The sequence below is a fragment of the Pseudoalteromonas phenolica genome (assembly GCF_005886345.1).
Lineage (GTDB): Bacteria > Pseudomonadota > Gammaproteobacteria > Enterobacterales > Alteromonadaceae > Pseudoalteromonas > Pseudoalteromonas phenolica_A.
Genome location: NZ_PNEC01000009.1, coordinates 1 through 20,205 on the forward strand (window position 1 = coordinate 1; position 20,205 = coordinate 20,205).

Annotated in this window: 17 protein-coding genes; 9 read left to right on the forward strand and 8 right to left on the reverse strand. The window is 41.5% G+C overall.

What is annotated here, in order from left to right; translation table 11 throughout:
* Positions 1–300: 300 nt before the first annotated feature.
* Both CWB72_RS04570 and CWB72_RS04575 read left to right on the forward strand, forming a co-directional pair.
* On the forward strand, positions 301–909 hold the full coding sequence (locus CWB72_RS04570) for a trimeric intracellular cation channel family protein (RefSeq protein WP_130255627.1): 609 nt from the start codon (positions 301–303) through the stop codon (positions 907–909).
* An 18-nt stretch (positions 910–927) separates the two neighbouring features.
* Positions 928–2,439: a YifB family Mg chelatase-like AAA ATPase gene (locus CWB72_RS04575; protein WP_138629581.1), complete on the forward strand. Its 1,512-nt coding sequence runs from the start codon at positions 928–930 to the stop codon at positions 2,437–2,439.
* Here CWB72_RS04575 and CWB72_RS04580 read toward each other — a convergent pair.
* The gene (locus CWB72_RS04580; RefSeq protein ID WP_138567042.1) at positions 2,436–3,140 is read right to left on the reverse strand and encodes a response regulator transcription factor; all 705 of its coding nucleotides are present in this window, start codon (positions 3,138–3,140) and stop codon (positions 2,436–2,438) included. The genes CWB72_RS04575 and CWB72_RS04580 overlap by 4 nt on opposite strands.
* Positions 3,141–3,319: 179 nt before the next feature.
* A complete protein-coding gene (locus CWB72_RS04585; protein WP_138629583.1) occupies positions 3,320–5,770 on the reverse strand; it encodes an alpha/beta hydrolase family protein in 2,451 nt (816 codons plus the stop codon).
* Between the two features lie 109 nt (positions 5,771–5,879).
* Here CWB72_RS04585 and CWB72_RS04590 point away from each other — a divergent pair, with 109 nt between their 5' ends.
* On the forward strand, positions 5,880–6,956 hold the full coding sequence (locus CWB72_RS04590; RefSeq protein WP_171037220.1) for a CNNM domain-containing protein: 1,077 nt from the start codon (positions 5,880–5,882) through the stop codon (positions 6,954–6,956).
* On the opposite strand, the gene CWB72_RS04595 is transcribed toward CWB72_RS04590, so the two are convergent.
* Entirely contained in the window at positions 6,946–8,154 is a 1,209-nt protein-coding gene (locus CWB72_RS04595) for an EAL domain-containing response regulator (RefSeq protein ID WP_138629585.1), read from the reverse strand. The two genes, CWB72_RS04590 and CWB72_RS04595, sit on opposite strands and share 11 nt — an antisense overlap.
* Positions 8,155–8,296: 142 nt before the next feature.
* Here CWB72_RS04595 and CWB72_RS04600 point away from each other — a divergent pair, with 142 nt between their 5' ends.
* Positions 8,297–9,310: a site-2 protease family protein gene (locus CWB72_RS04600; RefSeq protein ID WP_138629587.1), complete on the forward strand. Its 1,014-nt coding sequence runs from the start codon at positions 8,297–8,299 to the stop codon at positions 9,308–9,310.
* A 59-nt stretch (positions 9,311–9,369) separates the two neighbouring features.
* On the opposite strand, the gene CWB72_RS04605 is transcribed toward CWB72_RS04600, so the two are convergent.
* Positions 9,370–10,680: a short-chain fatty acid transporter gene (locus tag CWB72_RS04605; protein ID WP_138629589.1), complete on the reverse strand. Its 1,311-nt coding sequence runs from the start codon at positions 10,678–10,680 to the stop codon at positions 9,370–9,372.
* A 292-nt stretch (positions 10,681–10,972) separates the two neighbouring features.
* On the opposite strand from CWB72_RS04605, the gene CWB72_RS04610 reads away from it, so the two are divergent.
* The gene (locus CWB72_RS04610) at positions 10,973–11,212 is read left to right on the forward strand and encodes a hypothetical protein (RefSeq protein WP_138629591.1); all 240 of its coding nucleotides are present in this window, start codon (positions 10,973–10,975) and stop codon (positions 11,210–11,212) included.
* Here CWB72_RS04610 and CWB72_RS04615 read toward each other — a convergent pair.
* Positions 11,195–12,106, reverse strand: coding sequence for an AEC family transporter (locus tag CWB72_RS04615; protein ID WP_138629593.1), 912 nt, complete (start codon positions 12,104–12,106; stop codon positions 11,195–11,197). The two genes, CWB72_RS04610 and CWB72_RS04615, sit on opposite strands and share 18 nt — an antisense overlap.
* Before the next feature lie 132 nt (positions 12,107–12,238).
* Between CWB72_RS04615 and CWB72_RS04620 the strand changes: the two genes are divergently transcribed.
* A complete protein-coding gene (locus CWB72_RS04620; protein ID WP_138629595.1) occupies positions 12,239–12,610 on the forward strand; it encodes a YacL family protein in 372 nt (123 codons plus the stop codon).
* Between the two features lie 20 nt (positions 12,611–12,630).
* Here CWB72_RS04620 and CWB72_RS04625 read toward each other — a convergent pair whose 3' ends face one another.
* A complete protein-coding gene (locus tag CWB72_RS04625; protein ID WP_138629597.1) occupies positions 12,631–13,347 on the reverse strand; it encodes a 2OG-Fe(II) oxygenase in 717 nt (238 codons plus the stop codon).
* A 29-nt stretch (positions 13,348–13,376) separates the two neighbouring features.
* Between CWB72_RS04625 and CWB72_RS04630 the strand changes: the two genes are divergently transcribed.
* Complete coding sequence (locus CWB72_RS04630; RefSeq protein ID WP_130255616.1) at positions 13,377–13,766, forward strand: acyl-CoA thioesterase; 390 nt, start codon at positions 13,377–13,379, stop codon at positions 13,764–13,766.
* Here the strand turns inward: CWB72_RS04630 and CWB72_RS04635 are convergent.
* Positions 13,747–14,889: a hypothetical protein gene (locus CWB72_RS04635; RefSeq protein ID WP_138629599.1), complete on the reverse strand. Its 1,143-nt coding sequence runs from the start codon at positions 14,887–14,889 to the stop codon at positions 13,747–13,749. The two genes, CWB72_RS04630 and CWB72_RS04635, sit on opposite strands and share 20 nt — an antisense overlap.
* A gap of 137 nt (positions 14,890–15,026) precedes the next feature.
* Entirely contained in the window at positions 15,027–17,849 is a 2,823-nt protein-coding gene (uvrA, locus tag CWB72_RS04640; protein WP_138629601.1) for an excinuclease ABC subunit UvrA, read from the reverse strand.
* A 193-nt stretch (positions 17,850–18,042) separates the two neighbouring features.
* Here uvrA and CWB72_RS04645 point away from each other — a divergent pair, with 193 nt between their 5' ends.
* Both CWB72_RS04645 and CWB72_RS04650 read left to right on the forward strand, forming a co-directional pair.
* On the forward strand, positions 18,043–18,756 hold the full coding sequence (locus tag CWB72_RS04645) for a substrate-binding periplasmic protein (RefSeq protein ID WP_138567032.1): 714 nt from the start codon (positions 18,043–18,045) through the stop codon (positions 18,754–18,756).
* A gap of 68 nt (positions 18,757–18,824) precedes the next feature.
* Complete coding sequence (locus tag CWB72_RS04650) at positions 18,825–20,192, forward strand: MFS transporter (RefSeq protein WP_138567031.1); 1,368 nt, start codon at positions 18,825–18,827, stop codon at positions 20,190–20,192.
* The last annotated feature ends 13 nt before the right edge of the window (positions 20,193–20,205 follow it).

Consider the following 20,205-nt stretch of genomic DNA (forward strand, 5'->3'; position numbering starts at 1 on the left):
CGATGTTTGCGTTTAGGGTGCTAAATCGTTCTGCACAATGATGAGGTGATGCACTGTGATAAAAAGACGAATTAGAGCAAGGTGAAATGAGTAGCCTTCACAGTAGCCAGTCTGTTCATTCAGGCTATATAGTAAATGTCTCTCAGCTTAAGCTAAACTAGCTCACTTCACTTTGCGCACAGCAAATGTACTCGCTTTGCTCGCGGTCATTAACTTTGCACCTCACTTCAATATTTAAAAAATTAATTTATAATTCGTTTTTAATTAGCTTTTCATATCTATCTATTTTCAGGAATTTTAATGAGCGACCTCATTCATTGGTTCGATTTATTGGGTGTAATGGTTTTTGCTATTTCTGGGACTTTAATTGCCCATAAAAAGCATCTAGATGGTTTTGGTGTTGTTGTACTCGCTGCGGTAACAGGTATTGGTGGCGGGACATTAAGAGACATTATTTTAGATGAGCCGGTTTTTTGGCTACATGACCCTAGTTACTTCATTGCTATTTTTAGTGCAGTTTTGATCAGCATTCTTGTTTTAAACCAGAAAAAGCAAATACCGAGTAAATTTTTACAGGTAGCAGATGCGTTCGGGTTGGCACTTTTTGCTGTTATGGGCACACAAAAAGCCATGTCTATTGGTATGCCTGCTACAACATCAGTGATTATGGGGGTGCTAACTGGGTGTTTTGGTGGGGTGATCCGTGATGTACTCGCAGGTGACATTCCGTTGCTTTTAAAAGGTCAGCTTTACGCAATTACCTGTATTTTGGGTGGTATTGTCTATACTCAGTTGGTCGCACTAAATATAGTTATAGAGTTATGTATGCTATTTGCTATGTTGACTACACTTATTGTACGTTTACTCGCTATGCGTTATAACTGGGTTATACACGTTTTTAAATATTAACTTGATAGGGACAAGGACATGTCTTTAGCAAAAATTTTTACCCGTGCACAAGTTGGTGTTAAAGCACCTAAAGTGACGGTTGAAGTCCATCTAAGTAATGGACTTCCTGCATTTCTTATTGTTGGTCTACCAGAAACTTCTGTAAAAGAGTCTAAAGAGCGCGTTCGCTCAGCACTTGTGAACTCAGGCTTTATATTTCCAGAACAACGGATCACTGTAAACTTAGCGCCTGCAGATTTACCAAAAGAAGGTGGTCGGTATGATCTTGCTATTGCTGTTGGTATTTTGGTTGCTTCTGGTCAGATCCAGAGTACAGAGATCAACCAATGTGAATTTTTCGGTGAGCTGGCCTTAAGTGGAGAGGTATCGGCTATCACAGCAATTCTACCTTCGGTGATGGCTGCCGCACAAGAGCACCATCTGGCCTATATCCCAAAAGATAATAATCAGCTTGCAAGTCTAGTGTCTCAATCAAATAGGAAAGCGGTAACGAGCTTGCAAGAAATCTGGTTAGACTTACAAGGCCAGCAATCTCTTCCTTTGAATCTTGTTTATGAAGAGGCAGTTGATCAATCGTTTGAGCAACTAGATATGAGCGATGTTAAAGGGCAAAGCATTGCAAAGAGAGTGTTAGAAATTGCAGCAGCAGGCGGTCATAATTTGCTTTTCTTGGGACCGCCTGGCACAGGTAAATCTATGCTGGCTCAACGTATACCAACTATTATGCCTAAAATGACAACGCAACAAGCACTCGAAACTGCTGCTGTGTATTCTTTGGTTGGACAATCGGTAACACATCAAAACTGGTTGAACCGCCCATTTAGATCTCCGCACCATACCTGCTCTGCTGTTGCATTAGTTGGCGGTTCATCAAATCCAAAACCAGGAGAGATATCTCTGGCCCATAATGGAATTTTGTTTCTCGATGAATTACCGGAATTTGATAGAAAGGTATTAGACTCTTTAAGAACCCCGATGGAAACGGGTACTGTTACTATTTCACGTGCTGCTAGGCAAGTTGATTTTCCTGCTAACTTTCAGTTAGTTGCGGCACTTAACCCAAGTCCTACAGGCCATCATAGTGATAAAAGGGCGACCCCTGATCAAGTGTTAAAATATTTGTCGAAAGTATCAGGCCCCTTTTTAGATAGAATAGATCTTCAAGTTGAATTGCCTCGATTAACCACTGAGGAGTTGCAGTCTACTAAACCTGAAGAGTCGAGTGCAGAGATCCGTCAACGCGTAGAGAGTGCAGTTAGGTTTGCTTATCAGCGACAAGGAAAAAATAGCGCTTCATTATCAACTAAGGAGCTGCAAGTACATTGTAGGTTATCTGAGGCTGATTCAATATTTTTGGGTAAGGCTGCCGACAAATTAGCTTTATCACCACGTTCTTATCATAAGGTTTTGAAGGTGGCACGTACTATTGCAGATTTAAAGTTACAGGAAGAGATAGACTTGGCCTCTCTTAAAGAGGCATTAAGCTATCGTGCTTTTGAGCGTTTGCTTGCTCAGTTGACTGCTTATTAAGTTGATAGCATATAACCTTTACCACGAACGGTAACGATGCGCTTTTGTTCTTTCTCATCACCAAGCTTTTTGCGTAAGCGCCCGATGAGCACATCAACAGTTCGGTCACTTGGACTCCAGTCTGGTTGGCCGATGTCTTCTGAAATTTTTTCTCGAGAAGTTGCTTTGCCTGCGTTGGCAATTAAGCAAATAAGTACTTTATGCTCGGCTTCAGTTAAGCGTGATTCTTCACCTGTACCATTGATAAGGGTGCGGTTATCAGGGTGTAATTTAAAGTCAGCATATTCTATAAACTCTTCAGATTCGTCATCGTTATTGACAATGGTGAGTCGTTTACATAAAGCACGCATTCTGAGTTCTAATTCTAATAAATCGACAGGTTTACAGATATAGTCATCAGCACCTTGGGCTAAACCTGCAATTCTGTCAGCTTGTGAATCTCGGCTCGATAACATGATGACACCGATATCAGTTAGCGTGTTGAGCTCTTTTGCTAACGCTAAACCATCTGTCGCAGGTAAGACGATATCAACAATAGCAAGTGCGAAACGTTCTTGAACTTGTGTGGCTTGTTGAACTTGGGCTAAAGCAGTCGCACCGGTACTATCAACTTCGATGCGAAATTCAGTTTCAGCAAAGTGGCTTATAATGCGTTTTGCTAACAGTTCATCATCTTCTACTAATAATACTTTGATACTCATAATGCAGCTATCTATTCAATAATTATGTATATATTAGCACTGTGAAAACATTGCTGAGAAGAGAATAATGATAATTTGTAACAAATACGCAAACATTAATGTTACTGTATCAGTGAGATGTAACTAAAATAATACCGGCCTAGTGCAACAGCATTAGGCCGATACTGGTTTTTACATACTTATTTATAAATATACTGCCACCATTGTGGTTGGTCTTTTAAGTGCATATCAAAATAAGCCAGCATAGTATCCCACCAGTGGAATCGACGGTCACGGGCAAATACTTGATGATCCGTACCTTTATATTCAATTAACTCAACGTCTTTACCAAGCAACTTAAGTGCCGTATACATGTTGTGGCTTTCACCAGGAGGTACGTTCGTATCAGCGTCACCATGGATAAGTAATAAAGGCGAGTTTACTTTGTCAGCATGAAAAACTGGGCTGTGATCAGAGTAAAGTTTAGGGTTATTCCACGGGAAACTGTTTTTCGAAGCTTCGCCTGAATATAGGTAGCCCCACCAACCTTGACCCCAATAAGAAGTAATGTTTGAGATACCTGCGTGAGAGATCGACGCACTGAATAAATCCGTTTTAGTCGCAAGTAGCATAGTCATAAAGCCGCCGTAAGATGCGCCTAAGTTACCTACTTTATCTTTATTCACATAAGGGTGTGCAGCTAAGAACTTTTTAGTGCCTTCGATAATATCGTTTGCAGTGTACTCACCCCATGCATTCACGTGCTTAGCAGAGAATTCCTGACCAAAGCCAGTCGCACCAGTTGGTTGTAGCACATACACAACATAACCCTGTGCTGCCCATAGGTTAAATGGGTAACGACCGGTAAAACCGCGTGATACAGGAGAAGTACCGCCATAATAGTAAACTAGTGCAGGGTACTGCTTGCTTTCATCTAGGTTGTGAGGCGTGTATACACGACCTTTAATCTCAACGCCTTCTTTATTAGTGAAGTTAAATTCAGATAGGGTTGCAATTTCGCTATTGTCATAAGCAAGTGCTTTTGAATCCCACAGTGTTTTAGCGCGGTTTTTAGAAATATCTAAGCGTTTTAATTGCTGAGGGTGAGATGCTTGTGTGCCAGTCACGAGTAAGTCAGGGTTGCGCTCGTCAGAAATGCTGAATCTGCCAACGACATCAAAGCCTGTTTTTAGTTTAGTGAAACGAGCTTTGCTTTCATCGTATAGATACAGTTGTTGCGTATCGCGCTCAGTCACTTTAATTACGACATCATCATTGCGTAATACCTGCATTGAACCAATTGCAGGGTCAAATGATTTACTTAATGCCTGTGCATTCTTACCTTGACGGTCTAACTTATATAGCTGGCCATCGTAGTTGTTTGCAAGCATATTCTCAGGAATTGCGCGACCTAAACCATTCGCAAAGTCAGGGCCAGCAACCACATAAATACCGTCATCAGCATACTTTGCTGAGCTAAATGTGCGGTATTGACCAAGTAAAGTCTGCTGGTTGTCTTTTAGATTTACTTCTACAAGCTCTGTCAGCATGTGAGGCGGTTTAGCATAATCGCTAGGATTACGCGTCACCAAGATTGTGCCAGCTTCATTATCAAAATCGGCCAATGAATGGCTTAATTTACCTTCAGTGATAGGGTTAATAAAACCAGAGTTGATGTCTAACATGAATATTTGGCTGTTATTACGTGCATAAGACCAGCGGTCTTCTAACCCTCTGAAGTGTTTAACTAATGTGTGCTTACTTTTATCTGACTTAGACCAAGCAAATACAAGCGTGTTGTTGTCGAAGTACTGGAAGCCATATGCGCCATCTAGTTGTTCAGCGACCACTTTCTCTTCTAAGTCTTTAAGGTTTAAAACTGTAACGGCTTTATTGCGAACAAATACAACTTGTTTGCTGTCTACGCGCCACTTAATTTGATTTGCAGATAAGCCGTCAAAGCGGTAAAGCACTTTACCCTCTTCATCGGTTAAGGTTGTTTTATTGATGGCTTTATTACCATGGTTACTCTGGTAATGACGCTCAGTAACAACATAGTATTCGCCATTTGGAGAAATCGATACAGAACTGATCGTTGGTGCATCAAAAAGTTGCTTAGCTGAAAGCGCACGGGTTTCTTTTGTCGTCAGTGTAATAACATCATGCTCTGCTTTAGGTAGATATTCTAACGAGACTTTTTTCCAGTCGTCAGCTTGCTCTACAACAATAACAACTTGGTGGTCGCCCGTAACCGCATTGATGTCGTATTCTTTACTGCCAGATAAGGTTTCACCATTTAAAAATACATGGGCTTTTTCGATACCATTAAGCTTTAACTTACCTTGCACAAAACGCTCTGCAGAGAAGTTAAACTTAATCGCTTGAAGACCTGCAATTGTTAGGTCATTCACATCACCTAGCGGTTGCCAAGTTACTTTTTTACCTAATACTGACAGTGTTTTTGAATCACTTTGTAATTTAGGCAATAAATTATTAATGATGGCAGTTTGGTAAGGCGTGTTATTTGGCTTAATTGTTGCTGTATCAGCAAGGGGTCCAATAAACTTTACTTTACTCGTGTCTAGCTCTGCAGCGACAAGTTGCGTAGACAGTGCCGAAAATAGTAAAGTGGCGACCGTTGTTAATTTCATTGATGCACCTATTGTAGGGAAAATAATTGCCCCAATATAGCACATCAAATTAAATCTTCAGCAGAGTTGCGATTAAGCCGCGAGAGTCTGCGAAATTAAGGAGTTTAGGTTGTTTCTGTTATTCAGTTACATGTTTTTGGCCATTGCTATTTCATTCCTATGTTCGGTGATGGAGGCGGTGTTACTCAGTATTACACCCAGTCATGTAGCGATATTAAAAAAAGATAAGCCTGTGCTGGCAGAGCGAGTGCAGAGTTTAAAAGACAATATTGATAAGCCACTATCAGCAATTTTGACATTAAATACGGTTGCACACACTGCCGGTGCGGCAGGTGTGGGTGCGCAAGCGGCTGCTGTATTTGGGGATGCTGCTGTGGGTATTGCATCAGCGGTGATGACGTTATTGGTATTGGTGCTTTCAGAAATCATTCCTAAAACGCTAGGTGCAACTTATTGGCGTGCACTTACACCTATTGTGTCACTGGCTTTAACTTGGATGGTTCGTATACTTAAACCGTTCGTGTGGTTATCAGACCAGCTCACTAAAATTATTGGTTCAAAGCAAGATGAAGCGCATTTTATTCGTCAAGAAATTGAGGCTATGGCTGAAATGGGTAGCGAGGCAGGGGCACTTCAACAAGAGGAAAGTGAAACTATTCGCAGCTTGTTACAGTTTAGGCACGCCAAGCTTGAAAACGTGATGACGCCAAGAACTGTGCTTTTTAAAGTACATAAAGATATGACAGTGAACGAGTATTTATCTGAGCATGGCTCAGTATCTTTCTCTCGTATTTTAGTTTTTGATGCGGATACCGATGATATTATTGGTTTTGTACATAAGAACGACCTTATGTTGGCGTTTCATCGTTTAGGGGAAGATTATAAGATTGGCAAATTAGTAAAGCCGATTTATACCGTGCCAGAAACATTGGGCGCACCAGAGTTGTTCCAGGCATTGCTTGAAAAACGTATTCATATCTCACTGATCATCGATGAATATGGTGATGTGCAAGGTATCGTCACCCTTGAAGATTTGATTGAGTCTTTAATGGGCATGGATATTGTTGATGAGCGTGAGCAATCTACCAATATGCAGCAAGCCGCAAAGCAAAAGTGGCGTGACCGTGTCGATGGGCACACGCATTTAATTGAGGCTGATAATGAGGAAGAACAGCCTAAGAATTAAAATTTGTCATTCTAAGCCAAGAGTGGATCCAGCGGATCAGTTCATTCTTGGCTTTAGGACGACTGATCAAAAAACCTTGCATCAATAAATCGTGTTTATATCGCTCTAAATATTGTAACTCTTCAATTCTTTCTATGCCTTCAGCAACAACTTTAAAGCCTTGCTTAATTGCTAAGTCGACCAAGCTTTTGGTAATGACTTGCGAAAAATAGTCAGTATCAATATGTGTAATAATCGAACGATCTATTTTAATCTCAGTGAATGGCAAAGATTTTAATTGATTAAGATTAGTGAAACCGGTACCAAAATCATCTAATGAAATATCAAACCCACGCATTCTTAAGCGATTCAGTGTTTCTAGTTGATTTGCACTGCTAAGCGGTTTTTGTTCTGTGATTTCCAAAATAATATCACTAGGCGTAAGGTGATTGAGTTGTAACAACATGGCCAATTTATCCGGGCAGTTAATGTCTTCTAACTGCACCGGAGATAAATTAAATGCAAGTTTACATGGGTGGGGAAGCTCATCTTTCAGTGCTTCGTACTCGGCCGTGGCTTTTTCAAATAATTGAAAAGTAACTAGGTTAATTAATTCTAAGTCTTCAGCAAGATCAATAAATCTGGCTGGTAGTATGGTAAAGCCATGCTGTTCAGACACAATTCTAGCAAGCACTTCGATGCTTTCAATTTGTTGAGTTGCTCGATTTACTTTGGGTTGATAAAAGGGGGTGATTTCACTATTACTCAGTGCATGTAAAAGCTCAGCTTCACTGATGGGCTGGCCCTCTTCAGTATGTGGGCAAGACAGAGTGCAGAGTTTTTTTAATAACCTCTCTACTTCAACTAACTGAATCGGCTTGGCGATATTTCCGAGTAATAAGGCATGATTCTGTCTAGCCAAATTTGAAGCAAGGTCAATGATCCTATGATCCATCTCTGAGATGATAACAACCCCACCTTTAAAATCTCTTTTTCCCAGCTGTCTTATCAGTTCCATGCCATCCATTTCTGGCATATTGAGGTCGGTAAAAATTGCATCAAAGTTATTTGGTTGCTGTTCAATTAAAGATAAAGCATTTTGAGCAGACTCACAGCAGGTTACTTGCTCAACCCCAAGTTCAGCGAGAATAGCCTGCATAACTAATAAAATTGCTTGGGAATCATCAACAACCAAAATGCGTTGTGCTTTGAAATTCATTAAACCACTCCTTGATGTTGGTATACATATGTTTAACTTTAGAACAGTAATAGGGAAATGCGTAAATCAAGATCAATAAATGATGGTTTGTCAGCGTTTATTTTTGTTGGGATAATGAAAAAAAATTTCATTATTACCAAATATGACCCGGATTGAACTTAATTTGGCTGGACAGCCAATTTCTCTCATTTTTAATCAGCAACAAATTATTCAGGTTTTTTGCGAGCAGCAAGCATTGGTGTTAGAGAGCGATGCAGAGCATCTACAAAGTTGTATGGTCGCAGAGCTCCCCGTACAGTTTGACACATCTCAGTTACCACAAGGCTTGATTGCGGTTACTATTGGTGATCAAACACCTCAGTGGCTCGAAGTTCCTCATCAACAAGCTGAAAATAAGCGCGGTTGGTTTGGTCTTGCTGCACTCGGCTTCAAAATTTTTAAAAGTGCTAAGGTCGTAAAGGCTGCACTTGCGGGTGCCTCAGTTGCTGGCTATGCATGGCTATTCTCGTTGGAATTTGCCCTGATGATCATTGCTTGCTTGGTGGTACATGAATATGGTCATGTGCGTGCAATGAAGTACTTTGGCATCAAGACGAAGGGTATCTATTTAATTCCCTTTGTTGGTGGCTTAGCTGTCAGTGATGAAAAAATTACAACCCGTTGGCAAGATGTGGTGATCTCTTTAATGGGGCCTGCATTTGGCTTAATTACTTCTGTGTTGGGAGTGGTGCTGTTTTACGCAACAGATATGGAGATTTTTGCCGGTGTCGCCGTACTTAGTGCACTACTTAACTTATTTAATTTATTACCTATTCTACCTCTGGATGGCGGTCACGTACTAAAAAGTATCAGTTTCTCTATGCGCTCTTGGGTGGGTCTCTTAGCCTGTTTTGGTGGGGTTTTACTGGGACTATACATCAGTTGGGCATTTGGTTTGATGTTACTGGTGTTTTTTATCTTTATAGGCAGTTTAGAAATTGTGTTTGAGTGGCGTGAACGTCATAATTCTCACCTTCTTCCCCTAGATAGATATGGTCAGGTTGTCTCAGCGCTGATGTATGTGGTTGTGGCTTTAGGTCACATTGCAGTGATGATGCACTTTGCAGATTCAGACAATGTGATTTTAAGTTTACCAATAAAGATTTTATCAAGTTAAGTCAGCGCGTCGCCGTTTTCGGTTCTAACGGCGACCTCTTTTCTGCTACTCTGCAATACCTACGCGAAGGTGAGTATTGCGGCAATGATAATTCCACTCACTGCTAGCTGGATCAGACAAAAGCCCATGATATCTTTGGCCTTTAAGCCTGCGATTGCTAGTACAGGCAATGCCCAAAATGGTTGAATGAGGTTAGTCCAAGCGTCACCCCAAGCAACAGCCATCGCTACACGGTTTATCTCAGCGCCTAGCTCTATCGCCGCAGGTAAAACAATCGGGGCTTGCACAGCCCATTGACCGCCACCTGAAGGGACAAAAATATTCACCAAGCCGGCACTAATGAAGCTCCAAAATGGCAGTGTGTCAGCGCTACTCATTGAGACAAAGACATTTGAAATTTGTTGGGCGAGACCTGAGTCTTTCATAATTGCCATGATCCCAGCATAAAACGGAAATTGAATAATAATACCCGCACCGCCATTCACTGCTTCTTGCAAGCTTTTAAGCAGATTAGCAGGCGTTTGATGAAGCAAAATAGCTAAAAATAAGAATAATCCGATCACACTATTTAGATTGAGCCCACCACCGAGCGCAATAAAGTAATAGCCCATATAACCACAGCCTAAGCTGCCAATGAGCATGCCGAGTAACTTACTGTGTTCTAGTTTTTCAGCTGGGGTATCGATGCTAACAACCGCAGCCTTTTTTTCTTCAAGCTTTTCTTTCTCAACAATGATTTGTTGGTCTTTAGGCGGAAGCAGTAACGCATTGAGAAGAGGAAGCACAACCAGTAATATGGCCATTAAGATTAAATTAAAATGCGTAAACAGGGTATCTTGCGTAGTAATAACTCCAATACTGCCGCTAGAGAAGTGACCTTCTGTTGCAATGGTTAAGGGTACTGAGCCCGATAATCCACCATGCCACACAATAAAACCAGAATAGGCACTGGCGACTAATACGCGGTAATCGACTTGTACATGGCGAGCGAGCGCTTTGGCAAATAATGCCCCAACAACCAATCCAAATCCCCAGTTTATCCAACTGGCAAGCATAGATACTAAGGTCACCATGACAATTGCCGTAGAGCCTGAGCTGGCTTTTTGCGCGAGTTTATCAAGGAGCGACTTACAAACAGGTGTACTAGCTAGCATAAAGCCCGCTACGAGTACCATTAACATCTGCATCGCAAAGGTTAGCAATGCCCAAAATCCTTGGCCCCAAGACGTAACGGCTTGCTCAAATGAAAAAGGGGTTAAGGTAATGCTGAGTGATAAAACAACCAGTGTTAATAAAAGTACGATAACGTAGGGGTCGGGTAAGTAACGTTCGACCAATTTAGTCACGGGCTGAGAGAGTTTATAAAGCATGATGAAATCCTGTTATTATTCTTTTAGCTATCAAGACACTAATCTTGTGCTTTGTTATCTATTAAGCATAACTAAATATCTAATGGACTGCCTTACTATTTATATCTAAAATTCAGTATGTTAAATGACGCCCAATAAAGTGAGTAAAAAAACCAATAAATGGCTTATTAAACCACTTTTATAATTTTGAAATAGAAAGTGATTTGTTTAACTATTTGATTTGTATGGTTTAATATTTTTGGCACGATTACTGTTTAGTTAATAGCAGAAATCTTAAATAAGAGAGGTTACCATGGCAGAACAAGGTTCAGGCGGTAATGTAATCGCCGCAATTTGTAATATATTTTTTCCTGGTTTAGGCCAGCTGGTACAAGGTCGTATTATTCCAGCACTTATTTTTGCAATCATCGTGTTTGGTGGTTATGCGCTTTGGTTCTTAGTACTTCCTGCAATTATTGCAGCAGTGGTGCATCTATGGGCAATCATCGATGCAGCGAAATACACTAGCTATCGTTCACGGTACGAGCGTTAGCAACCACATACTTAAAGTAAAGACGCTGAGCAGTGTTGATAGCACAACACTGCTGGCAGCAACATCTTGTTTTACTCTTAATTGTCTTGCTACTAAGTAAGCATTCACGCCCAGTGGCGATGCGGCCATTAGAGTGACAACGGCAACATGCGCTGTTGGTAGGTTAAACGCCCAAGTCGCAAAAGAAAAGACAGCGGCGGGTAGCAGGCCGAGTTTAATAACGCTGATTATTAATGCGCCTTTCCAAGCTTCTTTCACCGAATATTGATTTAAACTTGCACCTAACACAAATAACGCCCCAGCGATTGCTGGCTCGCTTAGTAAATCTAGCCCATTGATGAGTGTTGTAGGAAGTGGAACTGACATGGTATTTGCCACAATACCTAAGCTTATACTCAGTACGACAGGATTGAGCAGTAAAGGTTTTAATAACTCACCCAAGCTCCCTTTCACATTACTACTTAAAGCAAAGGTCAATGCAAATAAGAGTGCACTATGAAAAGTGATCACCATAAACACCAATGCGCCATAATGCTCACCAAATGCCATGATTATGATGGGCAAGCCCACTAATACCGTATTTGAATAACACCCAGAAAGCGAAAGAACCGCAGATTCAGCCAGTGATAGCTTACCAAGCGCTTTAAAAGCAATGCATAATGCAAAATACACAAGCACCACAGGTAGATAAAAGCTGAGTAGTAGGTTGAGTGACAATGCCTGTTGTAAATCGGCTTTGTACATACTGAGGAAAAGAAAAATGGGAATAGCCAAATTGAAAATAAAGGTGCGCAGTCCTTCAAAATGAACCGAGGATAAGAATTTTATTTTGGCACAAATAAACCCAGCGGTGACCACGAAGATCAGCGGGAACAAAATATCAATTGGGTTCATATCTACTCGAAATGGTGTCGGAGCGTGAATTATCCTGTTTACGCGATGAAAGCTCAAGTCGCTGGGCAGTTTATGCCATGCACAGTATAATATTCTTTGTTTATGAGTTTATTAATTTTGAGAGAAAGTCGTATGGAGTATCAATTTATTCGTGATCCAATCAGTGGTTTCAGGGTCAAGATCAGTGACGAGCAAGCTTTAATTGGTCGCTGGTTTAACGAAGAGCTGACTCACAATGAAGTAAAAGACTTACTCGTTCAATGTCGTAATATTAAGTCATTAAACACACCTTTGGTAAGATTGGGCAAAGAAGTAAGCTTTAAGTTGTGTGAGCAAGAGGCATTATTTGAAGCGCATAGCTTATTTCATAACAGTGATGACTTAGCGCAATATCAAGATGATGCACTTGAACTCGACGAACATGGCCTAATGGCAGTGTGTGGTTTTGAAGATTTTGTTGATTTATTAGAAGCTTGGCATGACTTTATTGGAAGAGGTCGCTAGGACTTCTTCCAAATTCAGCTTTACATGGTAGCCTGTTCTGGTGGCGCACCGTAGATTTGTTCGGCTCTGTTAAACAGTATCCAAGACGTTAATATATACTTATCGTTCGAAACTGGAATACAGCCCCGGTGTGTGTGGGTGAAATAAGCCGGTGCGACAACCATAGAGCCTTTTTTAGGGGCTATTTTTTTATTCTGATAGTGAAACTCAGTTTCTCCACCTTCTTCAACATCATTCAAATAAAACATAAATAATAGCACGCGGTGAAGTGCTTCATTATGGCCGACTTGTGGGTAAACTTCGCTGTGCCAGTATGGATAACCGCCTTTACCTGCTTGGTATTTTTGCGCTTGAATGTTGCCCAAGCGAAACAACTGCTGCGTGAGCACGTGAATTTGTGGTTTTCCAACCTCTTCGAAATTATCAACGGTTAAGTCGACAGGTTGCCCAGTTTTTGGGTGATACACTTTTAAGCCAAATGCACCGATCATCATAAAGAAGTGTTCTTCAATATACTTGAACACATGCTGTGCGGTGACTTGTTGAATGTGTTGTAAAGTCTGTGCGTACTCAGGGTGCGCATTTAAATACAGATCGTGACTAATTTTTTTGCTTAGATCGACACCACCAGACGTGACCCCTTGCTTTAGGTGAGGGCTTTGGTCAAACTGCTGCACAAATGAATCGCAAAAGTCAGTTGAGAGTGCGTTGTCGTAAACGCGAATAAAATCTGTCATCTGAGTACCTACAGGATATTAGAATTATTATGTTGTCAGAAAAACTCATGCCGCGTTTTAGTGAAACCGACGTGCTCGGACACATCAACAATACCGCACTACCGGTTTGGTTTGAAGCGGCACGTGTGCCTATTTTTAAGATTTTTACCCCAGACCTAGATCCAAAACAATGGAAATTGATTGTTGCCAAAGTGGAAGTAACCTTCAAAGGTGAGTTATTTTATGGCCAAGAAGTGGAAGTTAAAACTGCCATTGAACGCATAGGATCAAGTTCATTTGTGATTTTACAGCAAGCTTGGCAGCACGGAGAGTGCTGCGCAGAAGGTAAAACAGTGATGGTACGTTATGATTTTACGGACAAAAGTTCACAACCATTAAGTAAAGAAGAAAAGCAGCAGCTTACTGCTTTTCTTCTGTAGGTACTGAAATCGAGGGTTTAAATTGGTGGCCAATGGCCACCGAAATACAAGGTTTAACTTCGTATTTATAAGTACGTTCTTGTTCTGACAGCTGAGTGATCTCCAAAATTTCATAATCATTTAGTTCTACCATACGGCTACCTTCGGTTACTCGGCAGCGCGAATAACTATCAGCTTCTAGCTCATAAATGAAGTAAGCTAAAATGGATTTAATACGATTATCATAAGCTTCTGCGCGTTCTGACAGTGAAATGCTTTCAGCTTCGCCCTCACCAATATTTATAGACATAATAGAGCTTTGCTCTTTTTGTACTTCTGCTATTGCTTGTTCGACTTGCTCTGCGTTTTCTGCATCTGCTTTACTATTATCAGAAAGCTCTTTATCTATCTCTTTGGTTATATTGCTACTAACCGTGGTATTACTGAAACTCTCAATAACATTGGTGAACATTGTACTCATACCGCCTAACATGCCTGATGAAAAGGTGAACATCAGTACAAATACAAATAACATTACACACAAGGTCATACGGATAAAGCTGGTAATGATTGGAAAGCGATATTCAGGTGGGTGCCACATGGTATGCAAGCCAAATGGGCGCATGAGTAATAAAAGCAATACATAAAATGGTTGCAGTAGAGGGACTAATAGCAAAATGCTTAATGTACTGATGAAAAACCAAGAAGGTAATGACAGCATTAAGCTTAGATTGTGAGTATAAGGAAAGTGGTCGGCACTCACCCCGGTTATGTCATTAATCGCCCCTGCTGCATAGGCGAGTGCATAGTTAGCAATAAAAGCATAGAAGATAAGTACCACTGCTTTACCGGGTAGGCTGTCCCAAAACTTCATGAGCTTCGGCCATAACTCATTGAGTAGCGCAGAAATAATAATGATGACCAGTAAAAAGCTTGAAGGTGAAAACATATCCTCCATCATTTGTGCATTTTCAGACACACCTGATGGTGGGGTTGTTTCACCGTTGATTTGATAAATGAAAAAAACAATAGCTGTTAGGTATAGGCGTTGAGAAAACGTCAAAGAGCGCCAAAAAGTGAGCCACTTAGTTTTAATGTAAAAGTAGAAGCTGGTTATGTGTTTTGGGCCGGGTAGGTGTTCCATGGATATATCCGTTATTATTTTTATCATTTTATTTTTAGCACATTGTTGCGCATTAAACAGTCACACAACAAAAAAGCTTGCTTCTATTATGAGGCAAGCTTTTAAAAAATTAACCATTATTTATGAAATTAAGTTTATTATTTTAATAGTGGTTTTAGGTATCTACCTGTGTGAGATGCGTCACATTCAGCTACCACTTCAGGTGTACCCGAGATAAGAATTTGACCACCGCCAGCGCCACCTTCAGGGCCTAAGTCGACAATCCAATCTGCGGTTTTTATCACATCTAAATTGTGTTCAATCACTACAATAGTGTTGCCATGGTCGCGTAAGCGATGCAGTACTGCCAGTAATTGCTGAATATCATGGAAGTGCAAACCTGTGGTCGGCTCGTCCAAAATATATAGAGTTTTACCGGTGTCGCGTTTAGATAATTCTCTAGCGAGTTTTACACGCTGTGCTTCACCACCAGAAAGGGTGGTAGCAGCTTGACCTAAACGAATATAGGTTAAGCCTACATCTATTAGTGTTTGCAGTTTGCGGCTGATCGCTGGAATTTTATCGAAGAATTCACGGGCATCTTCAACCGTCATCTCTAGCACTTCATGGATGTTTTTACCTTTATAAAGTACTTCTAAGGTTTCACGGTTATAACGCTTACCCGCACACACATCACATGGTACGTATACATCAGGTAAGAAGTGCATTTCTACTTTGATAACACCGTCACCCTGACATGCTTCACAACGACCACCTTTTACGTTAAAACTAAAACGGCCGACTTTATAGCCACGGGAGCGCGCTTCTTGTGTGCCCGCAAACAGTTCACGAATGGCCGTGAAGATACCGGTATAGGTTGCAGGGTTTGAACGAGGAGTACGACCTATTGGGCTTTGATCAATGTCGATCACTTTATCGAAATGTTCAAGGCCTTGAATATCTTTGTGTGGTGCAGGCTCAGCCGTGGTCGCTCCATTCAGTGCTGTGTGAGCCAGCTTAAATAGTGTGTCATTAATAAGGGTTGATTTACCAGAGCCCGACACACCTGTGATACAGGTCATTAAGCCAAATGGAATACGTAGGTCGACATTTTTTAAGTTATTACCTGTGGCGCCAAATAGTTCTAGCCATTTATCTTCTGGCTGGTGGCGTTGTTCTGGAACGACAATGGCTTTTGCGCCACTTAAGTACTGACCTGTTAAAGATTCAGTTGATTTAAGAATGTCTTCACGAGAACCCTCTGCAACGACATGGCCACCGTGTACACCTGCACCTGGGCCGATATCGATAATGTGATCCGCCGCACGAATGGCATCTTCATCGTGCTCAACCACAATTACGGTATTACCTAGATCACGTAGATGAGTTAACGTGCTAAGCAAGCGGTCATTATCGCGTTGATGAAGACCAATTGAAGGTTCATCAAGCACATACATAACGCCGACGAGGCCAGCACCAATTTGACTGGCAAGACGAATACGCTGCGCTTCACCGCCTGAAAGGGTATCAGCACTGCGCTCTAGTGATAAATAATTCAAACCAACGTTAATTAAGAAAGATAATCGGTCGCGGATCTCTTTTAAGATTTTTTCAGCGATTTGTGCACGTTGCCCAGTGAGCTCTAACTCATCGAAGAAGGTCATGGCATCGCCGATGCTCATAAGCGTTACATCTGGCAGCGTTGTTTTACCTATAAACACGTGACGTGCTTCTTCACGTAAACGTGAGCCATTACAGCTAGGACATGCTTGATTGGTTTGATACTTGGCAAGCTCTTCACGAACAGAGCTGGATTCAGTTTCACGATAACGGCGACTCATATTATTTAGCACGCCTTCAAATTCGTGATTACGAGTGATCACATCTCCGCGGTCATTGCGATAGTTAAAGGCAATCTTAGTTTTACCTGAGCCTTCTAGTACAACTTTTTGCGCGTCTTTAGATAACTTCTCAAAAGGTACTTCTAAGTCAAAATCATAATGCTCAGCCACAGATTGCAGCATTTGGAAGTAATAGAAGCTGCGTTTGTCCCAGCCTTTAATTGCACCGCCACTTAAGCTAAGTTCAGGATTTTGTACCACGCGACTTGGGTCGAAGTATTGTCTCACACCTAAGCCATCACAGCTTTGACAAGCGCCTGCCGGGTTATTGAACGAGAATAAACGCGGCTCTAGTTCAGTCATCGCATAGCCACAAGTCGGGCAGGCAAAGTTAGCAGAGAAAGTAAGCTCTGCTTGTTCTGTGTCGTCCATATTCGCAACAACAGCCACACCACCCGATAATTCTAATGCGGTTTCGAATGATTCAGCCAAACGTTGTTGTAAGCCATCTTTCACTTTAAAGCGGTCAACAACCACTTCAATGGTGTGTTTTTTATGTAATTCGAGGGTTGGTGGATCGCTTAAATCACACACTTCACCATCAACACGGGCGCGAATGTAGCCTTGAGCACTCAATTGCTCGAATAGTTTGACGTGTTCACCCTTACGGTTTTTTACCACAGGCGCCAACAGCATCAGCTTGCTACCTTCAGGTTGCTCTAAAACAGTATCTACCATCTGGCTGATAGTCTGTGCTGCAAGCGGTAAATCATGAGTCGGACAGCGAGGCTCACCCACACGTGCGAATAGTAAGCGTAGGTAATCGTAAATCTCGGTAATAGTACCCACAGTAGAACGAGGGTTGTGAGACGTTGATTTTTGCTCAATGGAAATTGCAGGTGAAAGACCTTCAATATGGTCTACATCGGGTTTTTCCATCAAAGATAAAAATTGGCGCGCATAAGCAGAAAGCGACTCGACATAACGGCGTTGGCCTTCTGCATATAAAGTATCAAACGCAAGAGAGGATTTGCCTGAGCCAGATAAACCTGTGATAACAATCAACTTATCACGTGGAATAGTCAGTGAAATATTCTTCAGGTTATGGGTGCGGGCGCCTCTTACTTCTATATTATCCATGATGCTCCAGTAACTGCTTGAGGGTGTAATCAAACTTCGCCACAGTATCGCACATTTTTGTGAAAATTATCGCTTCTTTATAAAAGCATCTACACTGAATAAGTGGTAAAAATGTGGCTAATAAATTTTGAACAGTCTATACGTATCCTCTTTCTTTTTGGTTTTCAGTCTCAATACGCAAGCGCTTACGGACATGCGTGTTAACTCTGAGTGCAATATAGTGGTGCGTTTTGAAAATTTTGCTCGTTACAGAAACCAAGCCGACGCTTTGAGCTGGCACGGCCTAGACGTTGATTTTGCCAAAGCGCTTTTAGAAGAAGCAAACTGTAGCTATAGATTTGTAAGTTTACCTTGGGGCCGTTCAATCAAAATGCTTGAAACAGGTGAGATAGGCATGATGCTCAGTATGTCACCAACCAAGCAGCGTGAGCGGTTTGCTTATTTTATTGGCCCTCAACGCAACGAAACCATTGTGCTTGTGACTTATAAGTCTAGACCTTATACACTTAAGAGTTATCAAGATTTACTGACATTACCAGCTCCAATCGCAATTCATCGAGATGCGGTTTATGGTCCTAAAGTTGACGCACTGTTAAAAAATACGCCGAATATAGAAGAGCGCTTTACAGTGATCACAAATAACAAACTGCGTATTAGCATGTTAAAGCATGGTCGAATCTCAGGCTTTTTTGCTGAGAAATATAATATGCTCTACCAATCAGAAAATAATCCAGACTACATGCAAGTAGAAATAAATCCTTTCGTCATTAATCGAGAGCCTGTTTACATTGCTCTTAGCAAGCAGAGTGTCTCTCCGAAAACGAAAGCGCGTTTGGAGCGGGCTTTAGAGCGACTAAAGCAAACAGGCAAAATTAGAGCAATTTTAAAAAAATACAAATTAGATTAAGTTTTTTGCAACGGCTATTTTTTTGTTAAACTGTCGCGCGCATTTGCGAGTCAGTTATAACGAGAACTATGTCTAATCAATCATTAAACGCCTTAGAAAAACGCGCTGCTTTTTCATTAGCCAGTGTATTCGCATTCAGAATGCTCGGTTTATTTATGCTGATGCCAGTATTGGCTATTTATGGTCAGTCACTTGAGCATGTCTCGCCAATGTGGATCGGTTTAGCAATCGGCGCATATGGTTTAACACAAGCTTTATTACAGATCCCGATGGGCTGGTTATCCGATAAAGTGGGTAGAAAACCGGTCATCATTGGTGGCTTAGTCGTGTTTGCTATCGGTTCAGTGATTGCCGCAGTCGCAGATTCAATTTACTGGGTCACAGTTGGTCGAGCTTTACAAGGTATGGGCGCCATTGCCAGTGCTTTGTTGGCTTTAGCTGCAGATTTAAGTCGAGATGAGCAACGCCCTAAAGTGATGGCCGTGATAGGTATGTGTATCGGTCTAAGTTTTGCGGTTGCTATGCTACTTGGGCCAATGGTGGCGGCATCATTTGGTATTTCTGGGGTATTCTGGTTAACGGCAGGGCTGGCAATATTAGGTATTGTGATTGTGTCTTTTGTGGTCCCTAATGCATTAAATCGCGCCCCAAAAGGCGATACAGTCGCGTCTGTTGCTGAGATAAAACGACTGGCAAAGCATCCGCAGTTATTTCGCTTAGATCTTGGTGTGATGTTACTTCACCTCACGCTCACAACCTTATTTGTGGTTTTGCCTGGTCAGTTAATCATTGGCGGTTTAGCGGCTGAAAGTCATTGGCAGCTTTATATTCCCGTTTTATTAGCGGCATTTATTTTAATGGCGCCTTTAATGATCATTGCCATCAAAAAACAAAAAGAAAAACAGGTCTTTTTACTTTCTATTTTCGTGCTAATTTTTAGTGCGCTAGGTCTTATTTTATTGCCAACGTCAATCATGGGCATTGCCTTGTGTATGTTGTTTTACTTTATTGCTTTTAACTTCCTTGAAGCGACCATGCCGGCCTTGGTATCGCGTATAGCACCTGCTAATCAGAAGGGCTCTGCAATGGGGGTATTCTCATCGGGGCAATTCTTCGGGGCATTTTTAGGTGGTATTTTAGGGGGTTATCTAGCGCAAATTGGTGAAGCGAATACAGTGTTTGCGGCTGCAGCAGGAGTTGGGGTAATATGGCTATTTATTGCATGGCAAATGCAGATCCCTCCTAAGAGTAAAGTGATCAGTTTAATGGCTGATTTATCCGACCCACATAGAGCCGAGCAGTTAGCTGAGCAATTGGTGGCGCTACCGGGAGTGATCGAAGCAACAATGGTGAACGATGAGAATCGTAGTTACCTAAAAGTAAATGATAAAGAATTTGATATAAACCAAGCAAAGCAAATACTTGGCTTGAATTAGTGTGAGGAGAGTG